The sequence below is a fragment of the Flavobacterium rarum (SeqCode) genome (assembly GCF_965234445.1).
Taxonomy (GTDB): Bacteria; Bacteroidota; Bacteroidia; order Flavobacteriales; family Flavobacteriaceae; genus Flavobacterium; species Flavobacterium rarum.
The window spans coordinates 809934-835696 of record NZ_OZ248479.1 but is presented as its reverse complement, the minus strand read 5'-3'; the positions used below and the strand labels follow the sequence as shown (position 1 = coordinate 835696).

22 protein-coding genes are annotated in these 25763 nt (G+C 34.9%); 3 read left to right on the top strand and 19 right to left on the bottom strand.

What is annotated here, in order from left to right; all coding sequences use genetic code 11:
• Positions 1–9: 9 nt before the first annotated feature.
• The 3 genes from AC8GF4_RS03470 to AC8GF4_RS03460 form a co-directional block, all read right to left on the bottom strand.
• On the bottom strand, positions 10–666 hold the full coding sequence (locus AC8GF4_RS03470; protein ID WP_506592730.1) for a GNAT family N-acetyltransferase: 657 nt from the start codon (positions 664–666) through the stop codon (positions 10–12).
• 122 nt (positions 667–788) lie between these two features.
• Entirely contained in the window at positions 789–1442 is a 654-nt protein-coding gene (locus tag AC8GF4_RS03465) for a GNAT family N-acetyltransferase (protein ID WP_506592729.1), read from the bottom strand.
• Positions 1443–1453: 11 nt separating this feature from the next.
• Entirely contained in the window at positions 1454–2980 is a 1527-nt protein-coding gene (locus AC8GF4_RS03460; protein ID WP_506592728.1) for a Na+/H+ antiporter NhaC family protein, read from the bottom strand.
• Between the two features lie 236 nt (positions 2981–3216).
• Between AC8GF4_RS03460 and AC8GF4_RS03455 the strand changes: the two genes are divergently transcribed.
• The 3 genes from AC8GF4_RS03455 to AC8GF4_RS03445 all read left to right on the top strand — a co-directional run bounded on the left by AC8GF4_RS03455 (position 3217) and on the right by AC8GF4_RS03445 (position 6620).
• Entirely contained in the window at positions 3217–4674 is a 1458-nt protein-coding gene (locus AC8GF4_RS03455; RefSeq protein WP_506592727.1) for a CoA-acylating methylmalonate-semialdehyde dehydrogenase, read from the top strand.
• 135 nt (positions 4675–4809) lie between these two features.
• Complete coding sequence (locus AC8GF4_RS03450) at positions 4810–5259, top strand: GNAT family N-acetyltransferase (protein ID WP_506592726.1); 450 nt, start codon at positions 4810–4812, stop codon at positions 5257–5259.
• A gap of 26 nt (positions 5260–5285) precedes the next feature.
• Positions 5286–6620 (top strand): aminotransferase class III-fold pyridoxal phosphate-dependent enzyme, encoded by a 1335-nt coding sequence (locus AC8GF4_RS03445; protein WP_506592725.1) that lies wholly within the window; start codon positions 5286–5288, stop codon positions 6618–6620.
• A 281-nt stretch (positions 6621–6901) separates the two neighbouring features.
• Here the strand turns inward: AC8GF4_RS03445 and AC8GF4_RS03440 are convergent, their stop codons facing one another.
• The 16 genes from AC8GF4_RS03440 to AC8GF4_RS03365 form a co-directional block, all read right to left on the bottom strand.
• On the bottom strand, positions 6902–9016 hold the full coding sequence (locus tag AC8GF4_RS03440) for an ATP-binding protein (protein WP_506592724.1): 2115 nt from the start codon (positions 9014–9016) through the stop codon (positions 6902–6904).
• 108 nt (positions 9017–9124) lie between these two features.
• Complete coding sequence (locus tag AC8GF4_RS03435) at positions 9125–10090, bottom strand: glycoside hydrolase family 5 protein (protein ID WP_506592723.1); 966 nt, start codon at positions 10088–10090, stop codon at positions 9125–9127.
• A 106-nt stretch (positions 10091–10196) separates the two neighbouring features.
• The gene (locus AC8GF4_RS03430; RefSeq protein ID WP_506592721.1) at positions 10197–11435 is read right to left on the bottom strand and encodes a glycoside hydrolase family 27 protein; all 1239 of its coding nucleotides are present in this window, start codon (positions 11433–11435) and stop codon (positions 10197–10199) included.
• A gap of 58 nt (positions 11436–11493) precedes the next feature.
• The gene (gene ltrA, locus AC8GF4_RS03425) at positions 11494–12954 is read right to left on the bottom strand and encodes a group II intron reverse transcriptase/maturase (protein WP_506592720.1); all 1461 of its coding nucleotides are present in this window, start codon (positions 12952–12954) and stop codon (positions 11494–11496) included.
• 482 nt (positions 12955–13436) lie between these two features.
• The gene (locus AC8GF4_RS03420; RefSeq protein WP_506592719.1) at positions 13437–14711 is read right to left on the bottom strand and encodes an alginate export family protein; all 1275 of its coding nucleotides are present in this window, start codon (positions 14709–14711) and stop codon (positions 13437–13439) included.
• An 11-nt stretch (positions 14712–14722) separates the two neighbouring features.
• Positions 14723–15322 (bottom strand): SCO family protein, encoded by a 600-nt coding sequence (locus AC8GF4_RS03415; RefSeq protein ID WP_506592718.1) that lies wholly within the window; start codon positions 15320–15322, stop codon positions 14723–14725.
• A 6-nt stretch (positions 15323–15328) separates the two neighbouring features.
• Positions 15329–16105, bottom strand: a complete 777-nt coding sequence (locus tag AC8GF4_RS03410) for a formylglycine-generating enzyme family protein (RefSeq protein ID WP_506592717.1) — start codon at positions 16103–16105, stop codon at positions 15329–15331.
• A 25-nt stretch (positions 16106–16130) separates the two neighbouring features.
• The gene (locus AC8GF4_RS03405) at positions 16131–16508 is read right to left on the bottom strand and encodes a c-type cytochrome (protein WP_506592716.1); all 378 of its coding nucleotides are present in this window, start codon (positions 16506–16508) and stop codon (positions 16131–16133) included.
• Positions 16509–16630: 122 nt separating this feature from the next.
• The gene (nirK, locus tag AC8GF4_RS03400) at positions 16631–18106 is read right to left on the bottom strand and encodes a copper-containing nitrite reductase (RefSeq protein WP_506592715.1); all 1476 of its coding nucleotides are present in this window, start codon (positions 18104–18106) and stop codon (positions 16631–16633) included.
• 124 nt (positions 18107–18230) lie between these two features.
• Positions 18231–18473 (bottom strand): cytochrome C oxidase subunit IV family protein, encoded by a 243-nt coding sequence (locus AC8GF4_RS03395; protein WP_506592714.1) that lies wholly within the window; start codon positions 18471–18473, stop codon positions 18231–18233.
• A gap of 2 nt (positions 18474–18475) precedes the next feature.
• Complete coding sequence (locus AC8GF4_RS03390; protein WP_506592713.1) at positions 18476–19057, bottom strand: cytochrome c oxidase subunit 3; 582 nt, start codon at positions 19055–19057, stop codon at positions 18476–18478.
• A 284-nt stretch (positions 19058–19341) separates the two neighbouring features.
• Positions 19342–20307, bottom strand: a complete 966-nt coding sequence (locus AC8GF4_RS03385) for a DUF438 domain-containing protein (RefSeq protein ID WP_506592712.1) — start codon at positions 20305–20307, stop codon at positions 19342–19344.
• A 141-nt stretch (positions 20308–20448) separates the two neighbouring features.
• Positions 20449–22224, bottom strand: a complete 1776-nt coding sequence (locus tag AC8GF4_RS03380) for a nitric oxide reductase activation protein NorD (protein WP_506592711.1) — start codon at positions 22222–22224, stop codon at positions 20449–20451.
• 127 nt (positions 22225–22351) lie between these two features.
• Positions 22352–23131: a CbbQ/NirQ/NorQ/GpvN family protein gene (locus AC8GF4_RS03375; RefSeq protein WP_506592710.1), complete on the bottom strand. Its 780-nt coding sequence runs from the start codon at positions 23129–23131 to the stop codon at positions 22352–22354.
• A 432-nt stretch (positions 23132–23563) separates the two neighbouring features.
• Complete coding sequence (locus AC8GF4_RS03370) at positions 23564–24898, bottom strand: cbb3-type cytochrome c oxidase subunit I (protein ID WP_506592709.1); 1335 nt, start codon at positions 24896–24898, stop codon at positions 23564–23566.
• A 177-nt stretch (positions 24899–25075) separates the two neighbouring features.
• The gene (locus tag AC8GF4_RS03365) at positions 25076–25510 is read right to left on the bottom strand and encodes a c-type cytochrome (protein ID WP_506592708.1); all 435 of its coding nucleotides are present in this window, start codon (positions 25508–25510) and stop codon (positions 25076–25078) included.
• Between the last annotated feature and the right edge of the window lie 253 nt (positions 25511–25763).

Below are 25763 nucleotides of genomic sequence, written 5' to 3'. Positions count from 1 at the left end.
TTTTACTTATTATACTTTCTCCAAATAATAATTCTCATCAACAGGTTTATACATTAATATACTTCCAAATCCCGATTCAGGATCATTGATGTAGTTGTATAATGGTCGAATCCATCGAAATCCAGCATTTCTTTGTGGAGCTATCGTAGGATCAATTATTTCATTATTCATAACTGATTTACAATAATCTTCAATGGACATTTGGTCTTTTACTTTGCCATAACCAATGGTCATTCCAGCTATGATTTGCCCTTTCAAACCCAATGCTACACAAACTTCATTACGCGCTTTATACATTTCTTTTGAGAGTCCTAAACCTCTGTATTCTGGTTGCACTCCCATGTCTATTCCGTACATCCACTCTCCATTAGGAATTTGTACATTGGTAATCCACAAATTGTCTGTCTCTTCCAGAAAAGTGCTATCGTGCTCTGGAAAATCACATCTAAACGAACTTGCCGAAGCTACTATAACACCCTCTTTTTCTACTACGATTTGACCTTCAGGAAAAACCTTTATATGATTCGCAAAATGATTCCTATCCAAGATTTCCGATTCATGCAATGTTGGATAACATCTTGATTGCACATATTCCATTTGTATAATGTCTTCTGCTGTTGCGATTCTAATTATAAATGCATCATTCAAAATCTTTTTAGCAATCATATTTTGATTTTATTAAGAGGCTAAGACACTAAGCATCTAAGTTTCTAAGTTTTTTAAAAAAAACTCTTTTACATTGTTTTATCAAATCTTAGAAACTTAGTATCTTAGAAACTCAGAATCTATTAAACTTTTAATTTATAATTCTCATCTACTGGACAATACATTAATATACAAGCAAAACCAGCTTCGGGATCATTGATATGATTGTATAATGGTTTTATCCATCGAAAGCCAGCTTTGGTTTGCGGAGTTACTGTAGGATCCGTAAATTTTTTAATTTCTAATGCGTAACAATACTCTTCAATGGTCATTTTATGTTTTACTTTTCCATAACCTATGGCCATTCCTGCAATAAGTTGTCCTTTTAAACCTAGTTTTTTGCATATTTCTTGCCTAACCGTGTACATTTCTGTCGAAAGTCCTAAGCCTCGAAATTCAGGTAATATACCCATATCGATTCCATACATCCATTCTCCATCTGGAACATGTGCATTGGTAATCCATAAATTATCTGATGACTCTAGAAAAGTATCTTCCTGTGTTGGAAAATGAGACCGAAAAGTACTGGCAGAACCCACAATTACTCCATCTCTTTCCAACACAATTTGACCTTCTGAAAATACTTTGATATGATTTACAAAATGATTCCTATTTAACAACTCTGTTGGATCCAAAGTAGGATAACATTGCTTTTGAACATATTCCATTTGAACCGCATCTTCTGGAGTTGCGTTTCGAATTACAAATTCATTAAATAAAACATCTTTCGATACCATAACTATCTCATTTATAACACAAATCCAGCAATAAGATATAACAGTGACGAAGCAACAAATATTGTCAATTGATATGGAAATTGAGACATACCGTGCTGCATCATATCTACCTTACAAGATTGTGCCGTTAATACTCGATTATCAGAAAAGAAACAAGCTGCAGCTCCCCAAACAGTTCCAGATGCTAATGCTCCTTGAACCAACCAAAAATTGGCTCCCAAAGTATGAGACAACAATGCAGTTGTAGGAACCAAAATAGCATAAATCCCCCAGTTTGAACCAGTAGCCCAGCAAATCCAAGCAACCAAAGCAAAAACGATGAAAGGCAATGTAGCACTATTTAACCATCCTATTCCTTGTAGGTTTTCGACAACGAACTCATTAAAGCCCAAAGCATTTTGAACATCTTTTAATAAATAAGTAAAGCCTAAAACAGTCAATACGAAAGTGATCGTTTCTAATCCTAAAACGAAATGCTTTGATATTTTATTAAATTTAATTACTCTGAAAATTAAAAAGTATAAATAGGTAAATACAACAGCAGTAATAATTCCACGTAATGCATCTATGCTTCCAAAAATATATTCTGTAGAAAAAGAGAAACTACCCCAATAATCCATATCAAAAGGATAAGGAAATACAGTACACCAGATTAAAACAAAAATGGGTAATATAAAATAGGATAATTTACCTTGCTTTGCATTTGGTTTTGGAGCCTTAACAGTAGCAGGATCAATAGGTTTCACATTTGCCTCAGCCAGTTTGATTCCTTTTGAATCTGGAATTATTTGAAAAACAATCAAGCCTCCCATGATTAATGAAATCCAAGCCGAAAAATTATAAGGTATCGTACCCAAGAATGCTTGAATCGGGTTGGTAATAGCCACACCTGTAGCGTCTAGAACTCCACCATCAATAGCCACAATTTGAGTCCCGTAAAAAATGGTCCAAGTCGAAATTGGAAATATAATGGTAAAAGGAACACAAACCATGGTCAAAACCAAAGCTAGTTTTTCTCTAGAAACTCCAAATTTATCGGTAATAGGTCTCATGGTATTCCCTACAGACAATGCGCTTAAATAATCATCCAAGAAAAAGAAGAAACTTAAAAAATAAGTCATTATCAAGGATTGCTTTTTGTTTTTTACATGATTCTCAGAATATCTAGCAACTGCTTTAATTCCACCAGACGCGTTCAACAATTGCACAAATGCACCATAAAGTATACAAACAAGTATTACCCAAATCAATCCTTGATCGTGCGCATCTCTAGAAATAGAAGTAAACATACCATCAAACATATTCAATGGAAATATCATTCCTTTTCCTTCTGGAAAATATTCTTCAGATCCTCCGTGTTGTGCCAATAATGCAAATCCAATTGCACATCCTATAATTAAGGGTTCCAATGCTTTTCTGGTAATCATTGCCACTCCTAGCACAGTAAAAGCAGGAACTAGAGCATGCCAATGAATAAAATAACAAAGTGTAGCCAAGAATAAAAGGGCAACACCGATAATTGTAGATACTGATTTCATAAGTTTAATAGATTTAGTTTGGTTTTGGTTTTTGGTATATTAACTAATTTAAATTGGTTCCTTTTTAAATTACAGACCTATATATAATGATTTACTAATTAACTTTTCGAAGTTGTAAATAAATCAACATGTACATGAATATTTTGTAAATCTAACAATATTTTCAATACACGCAAAAAAATTTATTGTTTTTTTATATATTATTGTATATTTGAAAAAATTTAAAAGTTAACATTATGTCATTTAACGAAGTAAAAAACTTTATAAACGGGGAGTTTATCTCTGGTAGTTCTACAAAAAAACATGCTGTAATCTCTCCTTTAGACGGTACGGAATTAACTACATTCAACGAATCTACTATGGAAGATTTGAATGAAATAATCCATTCAGCACAAATAGCACAAAAAGCGTGGCAAAAAGTCACAATGAAAGAAAGAGCTCAAGTATTCTATAAATACAAACAATTGTTAGAAAAGAATAGCGAAGAATTAACCGAGATCATCTATAGAGAGAACGGAAAAATTCACAGTGAAGCCAAAGCAGAAATAGACAAAGCCATTGAACTAACCGAATTTGCTTGTTCATTACCACAATTTGTAAATGGAGAAAACATGGAAGTAAGCAAAGGTGTTTTTTGCTCGTCTACAAGAGTACCACTGGGTATTGTAGCTTCAATAGTTCCTTTTAACTTTCCAACTATGGTACCACATTGGACTATTGTAAATGCTATTGCTCTAGGAAATGCATTTATATTAAAACCATCCGAAGCAGTTCCGGTAAGTAGTCAATACACCGCCAAACTCCTTAAAGAAGCAGGTCTTCCTGATGGATTGTTTAATATTATAAATGGAACTCAAAGCACGGTAGAAAACATTTGCGATCATCCCGGAATTCAAGCGGTGACGTTTGTAGGATCTACCAAAGTAGCCAAAATAGTGTACCAAAGAGCGAGTAATAATCTCAAACAAGTACTAGCACTTGGTGGCGCAAAAAACCACATCCTATTATTACCCGATGCGCATCCTGAAATGGCATCATCAAATATCGTTGCATCAATGAGCGGTTGTGCAGGTCAACGTTGCATGGCTGCCGCTACCTTAATTGCTGTTGGAAATTGCGATTCTATTTTGGATAAATTAATTGGAGATGCTCAAAAAATTCAATGTGGTACCACTTTAGGAGCTGTAATATCTAAAGCGGCCAAAGACAGAATTGAAGGATATATTACAGAGGCCGAACAACAAGGCGCCAAAATTATTTTGGATGGACGTAATGCAGTTGTTCCAGGAAAAGAAAATGGTTTTTATGTTGGACCAACTATAATAGACTATGCAACTGCAGATATGAAAATTGCAAGAGAAGAAGTTTTTGGACCAGTATTAGCAATAGTTCGTGTGAATACCATTGACGAAGCTTTGGCAATTGAAAACGCTAATCCGTATGGAAATGCCTGTTCTGTATTTACACAAAGTGGCGGTTTGGCCAACTATGTGACTGAAAATGCTTCAGCTGGAATGTGCGGCGTAAATATTGGCGTTCCAGTTCCAAGAGAGCCTTTTGGTTTTGGAGGATGGAATGAATCTCGATTTGGTTCGGGTGATATTACCGGAAAAAGTTCTATTGGCTTTTTTACCAAAGAAAAGAAAACTACAACCAAATGGAATCCAGAAGCAGGAACCAATTGGATGAGCTAAGTTGATTTTTTTTGGTGAAGTATTTTATTTGAAAGTGATCTTAATCGTAAAATAAAGCGTCTTAATTATAGGAATAAAATAAACTAATATTTTTTTTGTAACTTTAATTTTTAAACCACTTAAAAATAACCAATTATGATACGAAGAGCCACTATTCAAGATTTAGATCAGTTAACCAAATTGTTTGATCAATATGTAGTTTTTTATAAGAAACCATCCAATTTTGAAAAACACAAAGAGTATTTGAAAGAGAGATTAGAAAACAATGAAGCAATTATTTTTTTAGCTTTTGATGAAAGTAACATAGAAAAAGCAATTGGTTTTACTTTAGTCTACGTGACTTTTTCTTCTTTGGCGCTCAACAAAATACTTATTTTAAATGACTTGTTTGTAGATTCTTCTATTCGGAAAAATGGAATTGGCGAGAAACTTATTTTACAAACAGTTGAATTAGCCAAAGAGTTAGGATCTAATATTATACGTTTAAGAACCGCAAAAAACAATACAGTAGCTCAAGGTTTATACCAAAAAATGGGATTTGTAAGAGAGGATTATTTATATAGTTATGATCTTGCAGTACACTAAATACAAATTAAACTAATTAAAAAAGAATGTTAAGTAAAGAACAAATTATAAGTGACAGTAAAGAATTCAGTTTGTTTTCATGGTCAGCACAAGCTAGTTTAAACCCAATAGCTATTGAAAAAGCCGAAGGGGTTTATTTATTTGATTATGATGGCAACAAAATAATCGATTTTTCATCAGGTCTAATGTCCGTAAATATTGGACATGGAGACCAAAGAGTCACGGCAGCAGTTGTTGAACAAATGCAAAAGGTAAGTTTTGTAACTCCATCTTGCACTACCGAAATAAGAGCTAAATTGGCTAGAAAGCTAGCAGAGATTTGCCCAGGCGATTTAAACAAAGCTTTCTTTACTTTGTGCGGAACATCATCAGTTGACAATGCAATTAAACTAGCTCGTTTGTATACTGGAAGACATAAAATCATTGGTCGTTACAGAGCCTTTCATGGTGGATCAATTGGCGGAATGTCTGTGGGTGGTGATCCTAGAAAATTGGCTAATGATTCGCAACAAATGTCAAATACAGTTCTTTTGGACGATCCATACTATTTCTTTGGTATGAAAAATCTTGATGAGGCTACAAAACTAAGTTTAAGCTTGGAATATGTAGAAAGAATAATTCATTTTGAAGGAAAAACTAATATTGCCGCTTTTATTTTTGAAGGAGAAAGTGGTTCTTCGGGTTGTTTGCATTATCCAAAAGGATATTTAAAAGGTGTAAAAGCGCTTTGTGAAAAATATGATATTCTTTTTATTGCAGATGAAGTAATGGCAGGTTTTGGAAGAACCGGTAAATGGTTTGGTTTTGAAAATCACGATATCATCCCAGATATGGTTTGCATGGCCAAAGGACTAACTTCCTCTTACCTTCCATTAGGATGCTTAATGGTATCAGATAAAATTGCATCCAAATTTGACAATACTCCCATGATGATAGGGCTTACATATAATGCACATCCTGTTTCAATGGCAGCTGCATTGGCGGTTATTAACATATACGAAAGTGATAATTTGATTGCCAATACCCGAAAAATGAGTGCATACCTAGAAACAAAAATTGATGAAATGCGAGCCAAACATCCAAGTATGGGAGCATTTAGAAACACCGGTTTATTAGGTTGTTTGGATGTACTAAAAAACAAAACTACTGGTGAACTAATTGCTCCTTATAATGCTGCGGGAGACGATTTAAAAGTTACAAACTTAATTGCTGGAAAGCTTCGTGCAGCTGGATTATACACTTTTGTACGTTGGGGATATATTTTTATAGCACCTCCATTATGCATTACGGAAGCAGAAATAGACGAAGGATTAGCTATAATCTCTGAAGCTTTATCCATTGCAGATGAGCATTTGGTTTAAAATTTAAGTCAAAAAAAAAGAGGGTTTCTAAATACAGAAGCCCTCTTTCTTTTTTTACTAAATAAAACAAACCTAACCAGTTGGGTGTAATTATTTTTCACCTCATAGAAACATAGAGTTTATAGTTTTTAAAAGAAAGAAATAGACGCTTTACTTTTCACATAGAAATTCTATGTGTGAAATAGTGCTATTTCAATTAATTTTTTGCCTATTTAGCATTAAACTATGATTCTATGTGGTTGAATTTTTATTTTATTTGAATTTCACCCAACGGGTTAAACCTAACAAATGGTATCATTTTGAAATACTTTATTGATCAATTCGTATATTTTTTCTTTATCCAAAGGTTTTGTAATATATCCTGAAAATCCTGCTTTGATAATTCTTTCTTTTACTTCAGTAGAAGAATGTGCAGTTTGAGCAATAATGATGCTTTCTGGTTTCTGGTTTTTTATAATTTCAAAAGCTTCGTAACCATCTAAAACTGGCATTTTTATATCCATAAATATCAAATCAATATCTGAGTTTGACGCGCTTAAATCTACCACTTCTTGACCGTTTTTTGCTCTAATAACCTTATGATTTTTCTTTTCTAAAAGAGTTTTTAGCAATAGGAAATTTATATTATCATCTTCTGCTACCAAAATAGTCTTGCCTTCAGAATTGTATTGCATGATTTCGAATTCAATATCATTTTTAATCTGTGAACTTTCATCGTACAATAATGGTATTGTAAACTTAAAAACAGATCCTCCGCCAAAAACTGACTCTACTGAGATATGGCCACCAAGCATTTCTACATAAGCTTTGGATATTGACAATCCCAATCCTAAACCACTCATTGAAATGGAATAATCATCATCTATCCTTCTAAAGCGATTAAAAATAACATCCAAATCTTTTTTACTAATTCCGATTCCTGTGTCTTCTACTCTAAATTCCAAAAACTTATGATCAGGACAAATTGAAAAACCAAATGCTATATGCCCTTTCTCGGTAAATTTTATGGCATTGGTCAACAAATTAACAATCACTTGTTTTAATTTAATTTCATCTGTCAAAACATTATTAGATAACTTAAACGTGTTTTTAATTAAATAAAGTTCAATTTTTTTATCTTCTGGAATGGTAACTCTAAGTGTATTAAACAAATCTTTTAAACATTTTTCAATATTTAATCCTTTAAATTTAGGCGCAATTTGTTTAGCATCAATTTTGGACATTTCGATTAAATCTTCAATAATTGACACTAGACTTTTCCCACTGTTGTTAATTATTTTTAAATACTTTTTCTTATGGTCTTCAGATAGATTTTCATTCAAAAGCAAATCTGAAAAACCTAGAATAGCATTCATAGGAGTTCGGATTTCATGAGATAGATTGGCTAAAAAAGTTGACTTAAGTTTATCACTTTCTTCTGCTTTTTCTTTGGATTTTTCCAATTGAAATCGATTTTTTCTGTGATCGTCAAATAAATTACCAATGTAACCAAATTCCCCAGGTTCTTTTTTAAGATGACTTATTGCAATTTCCTGATCGGTTTCTAATATAGTTTTAATTAATCGAAGAGGTCTATAGATCCACTTTCTAGAATAATAAAAAGCACCAATAAGACTGAAGAAGGTAGCAATTACAATAATCAGCAGCAACTCTTTGGTTCTTTCAAAATTAAGGTGGGAAGGCCTTTCAAATAATAATTTGGCAACCACAAGATTATCATCATCCCGAAGTTTGATTACCGAAGTTACTTTTTTGTTGCCAATAGTATCTGTATCAACTTTATCTAAAAGTTGAATTTTGGAAGTCGTTATCTCTTCTAGATTTTTAAAATATTTTTTATCTAAAAGTCGTGCCATAAAAAAATATCCCGAAGGTTTCGTTTTTATTTTTTTTGGATCATCAGATGTATGTATAGTACCTCCAAAAACCTCTACCACTCCTTCTGGAACACGCATGTAAAATCTTGAATTTTTATTTCTATACAAATGCATCATGGCTTGTATAGGTATAAAATCTTTGGATTTAATTTTAGGATTTGAGGTTCTTACAATGATTTTTTTACTTAAGTCGTAAACAGAAATATAATCTACTTCGTAAGTAGGAAATTCATTAGCTACATAACTATTATACCAGATAGTATCTTTAGTTTTTGTAAATTCTACTAAAGCATCCCAATATGTTAAATCATTTATGGTAACAATTTGAGTTTTTGAATTAAAATCAAACAATCGATTGACTTCGGTTTTGTATTGATTCGAATTGTCTCTAAAAACGTCTTTTTCTTGTTGGACTGTATACAGATAAAGGGAAAGAAATAACAATAAAAAAAGCGAGCAAATTCCAATGATTAGAATAACCAATTTGGAATATGTCGTTAATTTAAGAGTCAATTTCATACAATAGATCAGGGGTTATCATCCGAAATAAATTGCAATATACAGCTTTTTTAGAAAACAAAAAATAAAATACAACTTACTGATAAGATGGGTTTTACATTTACGATACTATTTCTCATTATTGTATTTTTTTAAAAACCGTATTGTTAATTTACCAGATTCTTTAATATCTTGATCAAGCCATTTACCATTAGTGTTAGCCGATTTATTAAGCATAGAACAGGTTTCGTCTTTGCTTGAAATTGACCAAGTGATCCAACTTAATTTTCTTGCTTCCATCCAATCGATGTATTCTTGCCAAGCAATAACATTTAAAGGTCCATCACCAGTAGCTTCCATGCCAGCCGATTCAGAGACAAAAATAGGCAATCCGTTTTTAATAGCATCGTCAGTTCTATCTCGAAGCCATTTGCCATGAGTTCCCGCATAAAAATGCATGGTGTACATTATGTTTTCAAAACCAACTATGGGATCTGCGGCTGCTAAATGAATATCTTGGTCCCAATGCGGATTACCAACAAGAATGATGTTTTTGGGGTCATTGTTTCTAATCACTTTAATCACTTTTTGTGAATAAGCCTTTACTTCCGACCAAGTTTCGTTATCTGGCTCGTTAAAAACTTCGTAAATAATATTGGGGTATTTGGAATATTTTTTTGACATTTCATCAAAAAAAAGTTTTGCTTCATCTAGATGAATATTATGACTATGAAAATCGATTATTACATAAATATCCTGATCTATTGCAGCTTTTATTACTGCCTCAATCTTTGATTTTGAATCATTTTGATTCAGAATATAGCAATTTTCATCAGCATCAACACCCATAGCGGCTCTTAAAACAGTAGCATTCCAATCATTATGCAAAGTTTTAACCACACCTTTATTATAAAATTTACCCCACCAATTGTGCCAGCCGAAACTCAGTCCGCGCAATACAATAGCTTCTCCATTTTTGTCTACTAGCTGTGTTCCTTTTACGCTAAGCTGTCCGTGTTTTTTGACGAATTGGGCGTTTGCCAAACTGCAACTCAATGCAAGTAAAAGCAGGATTATTTTTGATTTGAAGTTCATGTTTTATTATATATTATGTTTCATAATAGATGATAATTTAGCATAAAAATAATACCTAACAGGTTAAAAAAACGGGTTAGAATAGAAAATTTTCATAACTACTAAATTAAGGAATTAATTTTAGTGTAATCACATCGTGAGAAGCGATATCGGCAGTGAAATTCTTTTTAGTATTTCCTACTTCTTTGTTCATCCAAAGGTCTTTAACTTTGAAGGTGATTTTATTAAAATTCGCTTCAAAGCCAAAATCAGCATCTTTGATTGGATTTTTCTTCCAATCGTAATTGATTTTTTTAGGAGCATCGGATCTGTTCAAGAAAGTGACTGCCCAAGCTCCATCGGATAAGGGTTTAACCCAAACTTCCAATCCGTCTTCGGCAGAAAGTTTGAATCCTTGAATTCCCAATTTATCCTGATTTACGGCAATGAGTTCCTTATTGGTTAAAATAGCCACCGTTTCTTTGGACATTTTTCTGAAATCATTTCCAGCAATAAGCGGAGAAGCCATCATACACCACATTGCAAAATGGGTTTTGTCCTCAGTATTGGTCATTCCGTTACCCACTTCCATCATATCAAAATCGTTCCAATGGTCTGGACCTGAAAATTTACGAATGTCTTTGCGCATTTCGGCAATTTTCATGAATCCCCACGACGACCAATTGCCTTCTTCATGGTGGAATTCGCAATCGAAGCATGGGTAAATATCCCCCGAAATTCTCCAAAGATTCCCAATAGGTTTTCCCCACTCCCAAGGTTTGTTATCACCCCATTCGCAAAGGCTGAAAACGATTGGTCTTCCAGCGGTTTTAAGAGCGTTGCTCATTGTGGCGTAGGCTTCGGGAGCATTGATTCCTGCGGTGTTGCACCAATCGTATTTTAAGAAATCAATACCCAAATTGGCATAAAAACGAGCGTCTTGGTACTCATAACCTCTGGTACCTGGGTAACCTGCGCAAGTGTGGGTTCCGGCACAATTGTACAATCCAAATTTTAGTCCTTTGGAATGTACATATTCAATCAAAGATCTCATTCCGTTTGGAAACTTAATTGGGTCTGGCACTAGATTTCCGTTAAAGTCTCTTTCTTTGGACATCCATCCATCATCGAGAACAATATAGGTATAACCCGCATTTACCATTCCTGAGGCAACCATAATATCGGCGGTTTCTTTGACCAGTTTTTCATCGATGTTGGTTTCAAAAGTGTTCCATGAGTTCCAACCCATTGGCGGTGTCATGGCAAGACCTTCAAATTTTCCTGAACCTTGTTTGTATACATTTCCTTGAGAGAAAGCTGAAAAAGCGACTCCAATTAGAAAAGTAAAATAATATATTTTTTTCATTTTGATTGTTTTAAAAAATAAAAAATCGAGTAGGTAGGGGGATTACTCCCCCGCCCTCTCACACCACCGTGCATGCTCTCGCACACGGCGGTTTCTTTAGACTTTTAAACCTCTCGTAATGCCATGCAAGGTTGTACAAACCTTGTTCTTCAAACCAATCATTGCTCATTGCATGTTGTACTTGTGGACTTCTCGACTTTCGCCAGTGTCCTTTTCCAGACAGAGCTAACATCCAACTACTCCAATTCTTTACACCTAACTTTTTTAAGAATTGTTGTAAAGTAGAGACTCTTTTACATTGTTTTATGCGATAACATCTAAGTTTTCTTCTAATCCAACTGTCTAAGTCTCGCATTAGTTTCAAACTCTTTGAGTATTGAAAATACTGCAACCAACCTCTTAGCACTGGGTTTAGTTCCGAGATAAGGCTCTCAAAACTTCTTCCTCGATTGCGTTTAGTGATTAGCCTGATTTTGTCTTTGAAGCGTTTTTGATTTCGCTTTGAGATACTTAACCAACCTACTTTTTGGATTGTATATCCTAAAAACTTGGTTTGATTTACATCACAAGCTTTACTCTTGTCCTTGTTCACAACAAGTTTTAGTTTGTTTTCGATAAAGTTGCTTACCGATTGCATTACCCTCTCTCCTGCCTCTTGACTTCGTACGAAAATATTACAATCGTCTGCATAACGAACAAATTTGTGCCCCCTTTTCTCCAATTCTCTATCCAATTCGTCTAAAACTATGTTTGACAATAATGGCGATAATGGACTTCCTTGTGGTGTGCCTTCAAGTCGTTGACTTACGATTCCGCCTTTCAAAATCCCTGTTTGGAGGTATTTCCTTATCAACTTCAAGAGGATTTTATCCCCTATCTTGGTTGACAATTCATACATAAGTCGGTCGTGGTTTACTAAATCGAAAAAGGTTTTAAGGTCAATATCTACAACCTTCTTTCGCCCTTCTTCAACATAACCACTCGCTTTCTTCAAGGCTTGATGCGCATTTCGCTTTTCTCTAAAACCGTAGCTATTCTCGGAAAATAACGGGTCGTAGATTTGATTCAATACTTGCGCAATTCCTTGCTGTATGATCCTATCTGTTACCGTTGGAATTCCAAGCATTCGCACTCCTTTGTCTGGTTTGGGAATTTCTACAAGTCTCACCGATGTGGGTTGGTACGTTCCTAGTTGTAAGGACTTGATAAGATTTTCTCCCTCATCCTTGAACCAGTCTGCAAAGTTACCAACCACCATTTGGTCGATTCCTGCCGCACCTTTGTTCTGTTTTACCCGTTTGTACGCTCGGCGGATGTTCTCCGTAGAGCATATCACTTGCATTAAGTTGCAATTTGCTAAGGCTCGTTCTTGTTGTCCTGCTCCGTTTACTTGTGACTCCTTTCTTTCGTCTGCTCCACTTACGGTTTCACAATTCTCAGAATGGCGCATAGCATTCGAGTTGCTTCCATCTAATGGAAACAAATCCAACTGATATGCTATACCTTGCTGTCGCTTCATAAACCAAATTTCTAACTAACTGCTCCTTAAATCTAAAGATTCAGACCTTCAGCCAAGGTGTTAACCACTTGCCTACTATGTCCTCTGCTGACTTCTTCAAACTCTTTTGTTTACATCACTATAAACATAGTCCACTTAGAACAAGTTTCAAGACCTCTCGGGATAAGGCTCATTTTTCTTTCCGTGGGTTCCGCCTAATTTACTGTATCGAGTTACGTTTGAATTTTGGGCTTTCGCAGTCTATGGCCTGCTTGCCCCTCAAAATCAGCCTTATATTAGATTTCTGTGCGTCAGAACCTCACTTTTGCTGATGGCTTCTTTCAGATTCTACCTCACGGTAGACACCCTTGCCAATTGCTAACACTTCCTATCAACTCGGCGTGTACAGAGACTCTCACTCTGCTAGAAAAAGACCATGCCCGACATACCAAAAAAGGAGCTTCAAAATTTTGAAGCTCCTTTTTTCATATAAGAATAACAAACTATTTAAAAGAAAAAATCTGAGGATTCACATTAATCATAAGCCAAGCCCAATTGTTGGTATGGTCAACGTCTCCGCCTTTTAATCGTTGCATGGTATCTGTTGCAAACATTTGAGAATACCCACCGCTTACATTTACAAATTTATGAACTGCATAGCCAAAAGTCAAATCTACTTCGGTACCTAAATAATCATCCATTTTTTTTCCATTTCCACCAATAACGGTATTAGCTGCATTAAAAACATGTGGAGACAAAGCAAACTGCCATTTTTTATTAGTATACCCAAATTTAAGAAAGACGTCTTGTAATCCTACCGTATTTTTATAATTCCCTACATAGAAATAATCCATCAACCCATTAAATGCATGATTGGTTCCAAACAAAGGAAAGAAAGATTTAATGTCGGTACTGGTATTAGTTTGGCTTTTTCCCGATAGAAATTCATATCCAAAACCAGCTTTAAATTTATCTGTTACTGCGTAATTAAAGTTCAAAGCCGCATTATAAGCGCTTACATTATTGGTATTACTTTTTCCAGTTTGCCCATAAAACCAAAGATTAGTATCCCAATTTTTTCCTTTTGTATTCATATATGTACCAAAAGTTTGCATGTAATCTACTTTTAATTCTGGAAGTGGTGTTGGTATTGGAGCGGTTAACTTATTTTCATAACCTGTATTCAGAAATAACAAACTCATGTTTATTTTACTTAATTCGGTATGATACCAAGCGTATTGCATGGTTTTATAGTTGGGAACCACATAATTTGTTGCAAGATCTGTTTCGCCATTTGCATTATAGGCTAACCCAAGATCCAATTGACTCTTTTTGCTTTTGTAGGTTATTAAAGCAGCATCATGACTTTGTCCTTGTTGCAACCAATCAATTTCGCCAAAAATACGTTGATTATCATATGAAATCACCTGGCGACCAAGACGCATACTCCACTTTTCATCAAAATTATATTGAGCCCAGGCTTCGAATAATTGAATACTATTTGCGTCCGATTTTGTAGTGGTTTGAACATCTCCCCATACGCGAACGTTTTGCATGGTCAGTTTGGTTACAAATTTATCTTGTTTGAAATTAAGATTCAAACGCGTTCTTCCAGAAATAAATTGACCTGAAGTTTCCCCATAAGGAATTGGGGCTCTAAAACCATTTCTAAATTCGTAACGAGGTCTGATTTGTAAATTGGCATCAAATTCCTGAGCATTAACACCTAAGCTTAGCATTATTATTAACGATAAGCTGATTTTTTTAAGTAAGTTCATTGGTATTTAATTTAGTTTAGCTTTTCAGCTTCTTCGTTTATTTTTTTTATTGTTTCGTCTGAGTTTACTCCCAAACCTTCTTGCTGATAGGCTAATTCGCCTTCGGCATTAAAAACGCTAATTATATTGGAATGTGAAAAATCCATAGGCGACACTTTTTTATAATTCACAGACAATACTGCTGCAAATTCTCTTGTATTTTCTTCGGTAGAACGCAGAAAAATCCATTGATCAGTTTCCATTTTATTTTCGACAGAAAAAGCTTTTAAACGCTTTGGAGTATCCACTTCGGGATCAATACTAACCAAAACTAGTTTCACATTACCCTTGATTCTGTCAGGTAAACGAGATTCTATATTTCGCATATCAGCAACTAGTCTAGGACAAGCCGATTTACATGAAGTATAAATCATAACCATTACTAAAACTTTTCCTTTCAAATCTTTCATTTCAATTTCTTTACCATCTTGGTTGGTCCATTTCGATGGTAAATTGTAGATCGACAAATCGGAAATAGGTTTGTCTTTTGGAATATTTTGACCTTTCAACTTGGAGTCACAACTTTGCAGTCCCAGCACCAAAATTAATATTATTGCAAGTATTTTTTTCATTTTATTTTATTTTTTCATATCTTTTGCACAGCGAAAACCTAAATTTCTAGAAGCATAATTTGCTTTTAAGCTGGCTCGAAAACCATAACGCATAAAGGCGGCATAATTCATCAGGTCGGATGCGTTTATAGATCCACTGCCACAGAAAAGATTTCGATCTGTTGCTTTGTCTTTTCTTGATTCTCCCGACAAAAAAATACTATTAAAGTCCGAAGTCCATTCCCATACTAGTCCATGCATATCATAAACTCCCCAATAGTTTTTAAAGGTTTTACCCACTGGATTTGTGAAGGTTTTCGGTTTTTCATACCAAGACAAGATGTATTTATTAAATTCTTCTTTCGATCTGGCGTCTATCCTTTTTTCATCGGCCATACCAACATATTCCCATTCGTCCATACTTGGTAGTCTTTTGCCTTGGCATTCGCAATACTTCTTAGCTACAAACCAAGAAACATTAGTTACAGGAGCATTGGGTAAATTAGTAGTACCAAAATCATAATCACTTTTCCATTGTGACAAATAACTTTTCTCGGCAAACAGACCTTTTATATTTGAACGATTGTATTGCGGGTATTTTTTTATAAAAAGTAAAAATTGAGCATTGGTAACTGGATAAATGTCCATGTTAAAAGAGTGTACCGCTACTGGTTTTTTATCAGCGGTACCATAAAGGGGAATATACTCCCCTTTTTTTATGGTTACCATCTGAGTGTTTTGAGCTTTTATAACTGTTGACAATAGTAGTAAAAAAAGGATTCCTACTGTTTTGAATTGTAACATGGTGAAACTCTTTAAAGTTTAAAATCTATTTTCGTTGTGCTTTAACCATAGCAGGTGTAATCACTTTTTTGCTGTTTCCCCAGCTAGCATAAACATAAGTTAATGCATCTGCAATTTGTTGGTCACTTAATGCTTGAGCTGGCATAGCACTATTGAATTTTTTACCATTTACCGTAATTGGCCCAGTTAATCCTTTAACTACTCCTTTAATAGCACGGTTCACATCGGCATTCAAATAGTCCGACTTGGCTAGTGGAGGAAAAGCACCTGGAATCCCTTGTCCTGTTGGTTGGTGGCAAGCCACACATACCTTATCATAAACGCCTTTACCTTTATCAGCATTTTGGCTATACCCTTGTATTGCAAATCCTAATATTGCAATTGTAAAAATAAACTTTTTCATAATTTTAATTTTAATTGAATTAATTAATACCGTTTGGCTATTTCAATAATAAAGTTCAATTCCTTATACACAGGAAAGATATTTAAAAAAAGAGCTACATCCAAACGGAATTGTTTCTATTATTAATGTTCTGCTTGACTTTTTTGAGCTTTGACCATTGCAGGTGTTATAATGGTTTTATTATTTCCCCAACTGCTATAAACATACGTTAATACATTTGCAATTTCGTCATCTGTTAAGTTTTGACTTGGCATCACGCTATTGATTTTTTTGCCATTTACCGTAACTTCACCGCTCAAACCTTTAAGTACAACATCGATAGCTCGTTTTGGATTTGCATTTAAGTAATCTGATTTGGCCAATGGAGGGAAGGCACTAGGTATTCCTTGACCTTCAGATTGGTGACATGCAAAACATGTTGTTCCATAAATTGCCTTTCCAGCAGCAATTTGTTGTGGAAGTGTTAAAGCAACTTTGGATTTTGCAGCTTCTTTCGCTTTTGGCATGGTTTGAATAGTTCCACCTTCTGGCAAATAAATTCCTTCTTCGGTAGTTCCAGAATAAATAGTTTTGTCAGCAGGTCCTTCTACTTTTAGCATTCCCAAAGCGCCTTTATTGAACGCTCTAAAAATAGAGTGATCTACTAAGACTAATGTAGCAGGTACTTCACACTTAAATTCTACAATTGCCGCTCCACCAGCTGGCACCAAAGTGGTTTGAACATTTTTGTTAATAGCATCTCCGCCTTCTATATATACTTTGTCAAAAATTTCACCAATTACGTGGAAAGAAGAAACCAAGTTTGGCCCTCCATTACCCATAAAGATACGAACTGTTTCACCTACTTTGGCAGTTAATGCTTTATCACCTACTAGCGACCCTGTTTTACCATTGAAAACCACATAATCTGGCTCTTCTTTTATCGCTTTATTCATATCAAAAGCTTGTAAACCTTGTTCTCCATACTTCCCTTGTGTATAGAAATCACCTTGCATTACGTAATATTCTTTGTCCACTGGAGGCAATCCTCCTTCTGGCTCCACCAAAATCAAACCATACATTCCATTGGCAATGTGCATCCCAACTGGTGCAGTAGCACAATGATACACATACAGCCCTGGATTTAAACATTTAAAATTGAACACTTTTTCATGTCCTGGCGCTACTAATGACGACGCAGCTCCTCCACCTTGTCCTGTTACAGCATGCAAATCAATATTATGCGACAATTTATTGTCTGGGTGATTTTCTAAATGAAACTCTACCTCATCACCGACACGGGTTCTAATGAAACTTCCTGGAACTGAACCTCCAAATGTCCAATAGGTATATTTTACTCCATCGGCCATTTCGCCTTCCAATTCTTTAACTTCCATATGAACAATAAGCTTAGTAGCTTCTCTATCACCCACTGTTTTTGGAACAAAAGGTGGAGCTGTTAATTCGGCTTCTTGTTGGCCTTCAACTTTAATATACTTGTTACTATCTGCATCGCTACTTGGCTTGTAAAGATTGAATGCTAATAATCCTAACGAAACAGTTAAGCATGCTGCTAAAACAATTCTGATTCGTTTGCCTTTTTGTGTTTTTGGTTTCATAATGGTAAAGGTTTAATGAATTTAAATAAGAGATAAGTTTGTCTTTTATTTCGATGTAAAATTAAATGATGAATGATAAATAGATCATGATAAATATCATGTTTTTAACTTTTATTTAAGACTTCTATTTTAGCAAAATAATGACCAACACTAATAAGATTAAAGTCATTATCAAACTGATTTTCCAAAACGTGTTGGCTTTTTTCAATTCCATAAACTGATAAGCCACCAACATAAACTTAGCAACAGCCAACCCCATTAGTAAGGAAACTACAAAGATTGAAATTGAAAAGGAATTAGCTATAAAAGCGGTAGTCAAAGTAAGTACAAGCAAAATTCCATAAACAATTAGAAGTGATTTTTTCATTTTTAATAAATTAAATACAGTACTGGAAACAATAGCAACCAAATCAAATCACACATGTGCCAAAAGGCAGCACAAGCCTCTACATCTTCAACAACGGTATCCGAATTTTTCTTTGTCATTCCGTAATTGGTCCACATTAAAATGACCAAACCCATCACAACATGAATCATATGAAATCCTGTTAGCAACCAATAAAAGGTAAAAAAAATGTTTGTATCTAATGACATTCCCGATTCAATTTTATGATAGTATTCAATACTTTTTAGTATTAAAAACAATATTCCCCCAAGCATTGCCAATTTGAAATACAATGATGATTTTTTCACATTTGCTTCTTTAAATTCATGCACCGCGTTGGCCATAAAAAAACCACTTGTCAATAAGAAAACCGTATTTATGGCCCCAAAAGTGGTATTCAGTTGCATTCTAGAATGATGGAATAAAACTGTATTTTCTCTTCCATAATACACAAAAGCAACCAATGCCATCCCGAATGTCAACAACTCGAGAAAAATGATAATCCACATCAGGAGGCCTCCCGGTGGATAATAGATGTTCTTGTAATTTATTTTTAAGGCGTTCATTTCATTTAAGATTGAAGAATAACGATTTATGATTTTATATTTTGCCGAAAACGATGGAGGAATAATAAATAATTTTATATTTTGAAAAACGGAATTGATTATTACAGGCTTTTGTTTCTGATAATGGCAAAAAAGCAAAATATTACTCTTTAGCCCCGATTGCAGTGGAAATCCTCCCGATTTTTCATCGGGAGATTGTAGCGGAAAGCGGGACAATATTTCCAAAAAAACCAAATCCTTCTGCTCCAAAATCTAAAATCGTTAATCAAAAATCTGAAATCTTTCTATTCCCAATCCAATAATCTTTTTTCGCCTTCAATTTTTTTTATATCTGTAATATCCTGAGACATTTCGATTACTCCTTTGTAGTTTTTATTGGCATCTCTTACCGCAAAATAGCGAATGTATATCAGTCGTTCTTTATAATTTATCCAAAAAGAAGATTCATTTTGAGTTCCTTTTTTAAATTCATCTAAGATTTTCAATACTGTCCCTACACTTTTTGGAGGATGGCAAAACTTCACTTCACGGCCAATGATTCCTGCACTTCTAGGAAACACCCGATCTTCTCCTCTGTTGTAGAAAATCACTTTATCATTTTCATCCACATAAGTCAAATCCAAAGGCATGGTTTTAAATAATAAATTCACTTGCTCCACTGTCATATAACCTTCATCATAATGGGAAGTGTTTTCTAAAGAAAAAGGCATTTCGCGAATGGTAAAATCTTCTGAAGGATGTATGTATGCCACCGCTGGAAAAGAGGGAGGTGTTTGAGTGAGCATCCAGCCAATTTCTTCTTCGCCTTTGCGCATTTCAATCCAATCACTTTCGGCTAGGATTTCTAATGCATTTGGAAACAAAACATCTTCTTCAACTCCTATCAATCGAGAAATTCCCTCTGCCAAAAATGGCGTATTGGTTTTTATCTTTTCAAGATTATTCATTTTAAGATAATACTGTATTAATCGGAATTGTTCTCTCAAATTATCATGAAACGACCACATTCCTTGCGAGGGTCCCACCCAACCTTTTTTTTCTAAAAAAGGAAATAACTGATTTTCTTTTCTGGCAAAACGCTTTTCGATGGTTAGTAATTGGTTGAATATATTAGTATATTTTGGCAAATCTTCCGATGGATTTACGCTTTTAATTTCTTCTAAAAGATTTTCTATAATTTCTTTTTCCTGAAAGTAAATCCATACGGGATGACCTTTGGGCAGTACTGGTGTTTCAGCTATTTCTGTCATTTCAATTAAATTTTAAACTATTAATGGATTATTTTTAAACCATTAAGACATTAAGAAAATTAAGCTTTGATTCAATATTTAAACTTTACCTTAATGAAACTTAATCCCTTAATGGTTCAATAAAAAATGGTTTGTTATAAATCATTTTTGATGTTTAATTTTTTCATATAATTTCACTAAAGATTGCAACAACTCAACAGGAGTTGTTAGAATTTGATAGTGTTTTTGCCCAAACATTTGCGGCAGATAATATTTAGCTTCGGCTTCGATGGCCAATGCGTAGGAATTAATATTTCTAGAATTGAGTTCCCGAAGGGCTTGTTTTACATCATTGATTCCATATTTCCCTTCGTATTTGTCGTAATCATTGGGTTTGCCATCAGAAATCAGTATTACCCATTTATTCTTCGTACTCCGTTTGTCGAGACGAACTCCTGCGTGCCGAAGTGCAGCTCCAATTCGGGTATAACCGCTGGGTTCAATAGCTCCAATTTTATGTTTGGCGGTATTCCAACTTTCGTCAAAATCCTTAACCGTGAGATAGGTCGAATAATTTCGTGTTTTGGAGTAAAAGCTATCGATCGAAAAATCGATATTGAATTCGTTTAAAATTTCGCCAAACAAAATGGAAACTTCTTTTTCTACATCTATCACGCGATTTCCAGCAGCATATCCATCACTAGACAAACTAATATCTAGCAATATTAAAATCGACAAATCCTTTTCCTTTTTTCGGTTCGAAATATAAATTTTATCCGAAGGTGTTCTTCTCGAATGCACATCGACATACAAGTCGGTGATGGCGTCAATATCAAATTCATCGCCTTGAGTTTGTCTTTTTTGCTGTTGCATTTTGTTGTTGACATTCGTCAGCATTTTGCGCAAGCCCATCAACGTGGAAGCATTTTTTACTACGGTTTTTTTGTAATAATCGCTATCCATTTTTAGCTGTGACTTTGGATATACTTTGCAAAAATTTTCTTTGTAGCTGTTTTTACTAAAATCCCATTCATTGTAACTGTGGTGAAAACCTTTGTCATCGACAGAAGCACTTTCGGAAATTGTGGTATTCTCCATAAAATCGGCTTGATATACCGAATGTGAGGTGTCATCCACCCGAACGGTATATTTCATGTTCAATTCTTCCAAAGCTTCCTGATGGTCTTCCAACTCATCAGACCCATCAAAATCACGCCAGTTGCCATTGAATTCTTCAGCGGTTTCTACTTTTTCAAAATTATGCAACATCACATAATCTTCTTGTTGCTTTTTGTCGAGTTCAACTGTAATCACTTCCTCTACGGCTTTTGCTTTAAGCGTGGTTAAGGGTTGAACTTCATTTGGTTTTTTAGTTTTGTCCGAGAAATTTTGGAGTACATCTTCTTTGTCAACTTCAACTTCATTTTTCATCCATTTGCCAAAAAGCCATGAAAAATCGGGTTCATTCTTTGCACTTGCTTTTTGGATAAAATGACTTTTGGCATCCACAAGAAATTGTTTGTCGAGAGAAAACTCTTTAAATAAAACAGAAAGAATTTCTTCGGAGGTTTCTAATGCTTTTTGCTGCGAAAGAAACAATGTAGGTTCCGTTTCTTCCACTTTCCAATTGTAATTCAAACGTTGTTGCACGCACAAGAATAAAAGTCGAAAATGGTAAAAAGTAAGATTCTCTTCCAAAGTAGGTAGTTCCCCAAAAGAAACAGGCAAGAAGAAATTATTATTTTTATAGCCCCCTTCTCGTTCGGCAGGATATATTTCGATAGAATTTCCTGTCAAAGCTCGCGCCATAATAGTCAAACGGGGTTTTATCCCAGCAAGCGTAACCGTTCTGGCTTCCACTTCGGGATTGGTTTTTTTTCTGCTTTTTAAATGCTTGAAAAACTTCCCAACTAAATATTCATCTATTTCGAAACCCATTTTTTAAGTGTTCAGTGTTAAGTTTATTAGTGATCAGATATTAGTAATCAGTGGTCAGTTTTTTAGTCGTCATGCAAAGTATCCGTTTTCTTGATCAACTGAACACTAAAAAACTGACCACTGCCAACTAAATCATCAAATTGCACAAATCTTTAAGTGCTTCCAATGTTTGCAAATCATCTGTCAATGGCTCTACGACTGCTACATGAACAGATAATCGTTTTGGTAATCCGCTGTGAATGATTTTGGCAGCATCAACCAATAGCCGTGTTGAAACCGTTTCGGTCAATCCTAATTCGGTTAAGTTTCTAATTTTATTCCCAATAGCAACTAGCTTCTTGGCAGTATCGTTGTCAATATTGGTTTCATTTACCAAAATTTCTACTTCAATTTTCGGCTCAGGATAATCAAAAGAAACGGCAATAAATCGTTGACGGGTGGAAGGTTTCAGTTCTTTAAAACCTCTTTGATAACCGGGATTAAAAGAGGCTACTAGCATAAAATCTCCATGTGCTTTAATGGTTTCTCCCAATTTGTCTATAAAGAGTACGCGTCGGTGATCCGTCAGGGAGTGAATCGCCACAATTACATCGGGACGGGCTTCGGCAACCTCATCCAGGTAAATAATCGCTCCTTCTTTTACGGCAGTGGTCAAAGGACCATCAAGCCAAACGGTTTCGGCTCCTTTGATGATGAATCGACCAATTAAATCGGTTGAAGAAGTTTCTTCATGACAACTGATGGTAATGAGTTTTTTATCCAATTGATGCGCCATAAACTCAACAAAACGAGATTTCCCTGTTCCAGTTGGACCTTTCAATAAAAAAGGAATTTTATTTTTGTAGGAATGCTCAAAGACTTCGACTTCTTTGCCTACAGTGTGGTAATAAGGTTTGTTTTCTAACATGCTTTTAAATTTTAGAAAAAAACCGAAACGTAAAACAATCGTTTTTCTAGAAATGGATATTCAAAAACTGCTGTCAAAACGTTCCGGTTAAAAAATGGTTCGGTTAGTTTTTTCTGTTCCTGCAAGGTTTTTTTCCAAACCTTGTAGGTATCTTATTGTTGACATTTCATACCTACAAGGTTTGGAAAAAAACCTTGCAGGATAACCTCATAATTAGCAAGAACAAAAAGATCTTGAAATCTGTGAAGCTGCGTGAGGGATTACTTCACTATATATTTATTTTCATTGGTGTTCAGTGAATTACATTTGAGCAAGGCGCCATAGCGCTCGTGATAGCCCGACCGCGTTGAGGAAAGGGGGGAATAGGCGGTCTCTAAAGTTACCCCCCTTTACTCAATGTGGTCACGCCCAAATAATTAGAACGGAATATATTTATTTTGTTTCCAAAGCCTCATCGGTTGGACGGCCATATTTTACAAAATCATAGATAAACAAGCCGATACCTGTGGTGAACATCGTTGCACAGATTAGCAATACCACAAAGTGAATGCTGATTTCATTTTGCACGACCATGAATTCCATTTTCATTTTTCGTTCCAAATAGACTTGTACCACTCCGGCCACTCCAAAAGCCACTGTCATTCCAAGCATTCCGATATTGGACAACCAAAAAGCGGCCATTCCTGTTGCGCTTTGGTATCTTTTTCGGCCCGTTAAATTGGGTAAAGCATAGCTAATTATTGCCAAAACAATCATCGCATACGCTCCCCAAAAGGCATAATGTCCGTGCATAGCCGTTACCAAAGTTCCGTGAGTGTACAAATTAGTTTGTGGTAAAGTATGTGCAAAACCCAGTAACCCTGCTCCTACGAAAGAAACAATTGATGAACCGATGGTCCAGAATAAAGCAATTTTGTTGGGATGGCTTTTTTCACCTTTGCGATACATATTCACAGCAAACAAAGCCATTGCCAAGAAAGCCAAAGGTTCTAGTGCAGAGAAAATTCCACCAACGATCAACCAAATTTTGTTCACTCCTATATAATAATAATGGTGCCCCGTTCCTAATACTCCCGATAGGAAAGTCAGTCCAACGATTACATACAGCCATTTTTCGATAACCTCTCTATCAACACCCGTCAATTTGATTAATAAATACGAAAGAATACCTCCCATAATTAATTCCCAAACACCTTCAACCCACAAGTGAACCACCCACCAACGGAAGAATGAATCCATCACTTGACTGTCAAACCAGATCATTCCTGGTAAATACAATAAAGCTGCAAACAGCAATCCCATTGACAATACCAATGCGGTTGTGGTTCTACGTTTTCCTTTGTAAAGCGTTCCCAGAATCAGACCCAAGAAAAGCAATACATTGATGACTACCAGAAAATCCAGTTCTCTTGGGATTTCAAGAAATTTTCTACCTTCCCAGTGGTTGAAGTGAAAACCAACAATGGCCACCACACCAACAACGGCGAGTGAAATTAATTGTACATACGCCCATTTTACGCTTATCAATTCGCGTTGCGCCTCTTCGGGAATAATGTAATACGCTGCTCCCATAAATCCAGTTAACAACCAAACAACCAATAAATTGGTATGCACCGCTCGGGCTACATTAAAAGGAACAATATCGTGCAGGCCCTGGATTCCTATTCGGTCAAAGCCCATGATAAAACCATAGATAATTTGCAGAGAGAACAAAAGCATGCACAATGCAAAAAACCAATAGGCTACTTTTTGTGATTTATATTTCATTTTTGTTAATTTTATTTGTTTTTAGGTAAAAAATGGTATCGCTTTTTTTATTTTTTTTTGCTTACGCAAAAGTGTATTGGTTAGCGATTTCATATTTTATATAATTAGATAATTTGAAAATGTGATAATAAAAAAGGAATTAAAAGTAATTTTCTAATCAACTCATTTTCAGATTTTTTATTGATTTTCTTTAGCCAAAGGAGAAACAATACGGTCAAAACCATTCAAATCGATTTTTCCAATCCACTTAAAGTATGCCACAACGGCATCGGCATCTTTTTCATTCATATTATAAACCACCATTTTTCGTCCGTTTGGTGCCCAAGGTATTGGAGACATCAATACTGCTTTGACATAACCTTCGCCTCTGCGGTCGATAACTTTGGTCAGCTCTGGAGCATAATAGCCTCCTTCTCCCAAAATGGTATGACAACCCATACAATTGTTGCGTTCCCAAATTTCTTTTCCTCTCACTACTTTTGCATCTATTTTGCTGTAGTTGGTTTGATCATTTCTGGGCATAAACGAATAAATGGTCAATCCTATAAAGATTAAAAAGGTGACCAAAGTTCCTCCCAGAAAAAATGCTCGTGCTTGTGATTTTGAAAGCATAATAATCTGTTTTTTGTTAGTTAATAAAATTAATTTTAAATAAAAGATAAATTTATCTTTTATTAGAGAACAAATTTAAAGGATATTTTTGTCTTTTATTGTGCAATTCAATCATTTTTTTTAAATAAAAATATTTTTTTTTATTATTTGAATGCAAAAGCGCTTCAACGCTCGAAAAAGTAATCTTATAAGTTTTCAACAACAAAATGTTCTTAAGTAGTATGTGAAATATGATAAAAATCATGTTCTAACT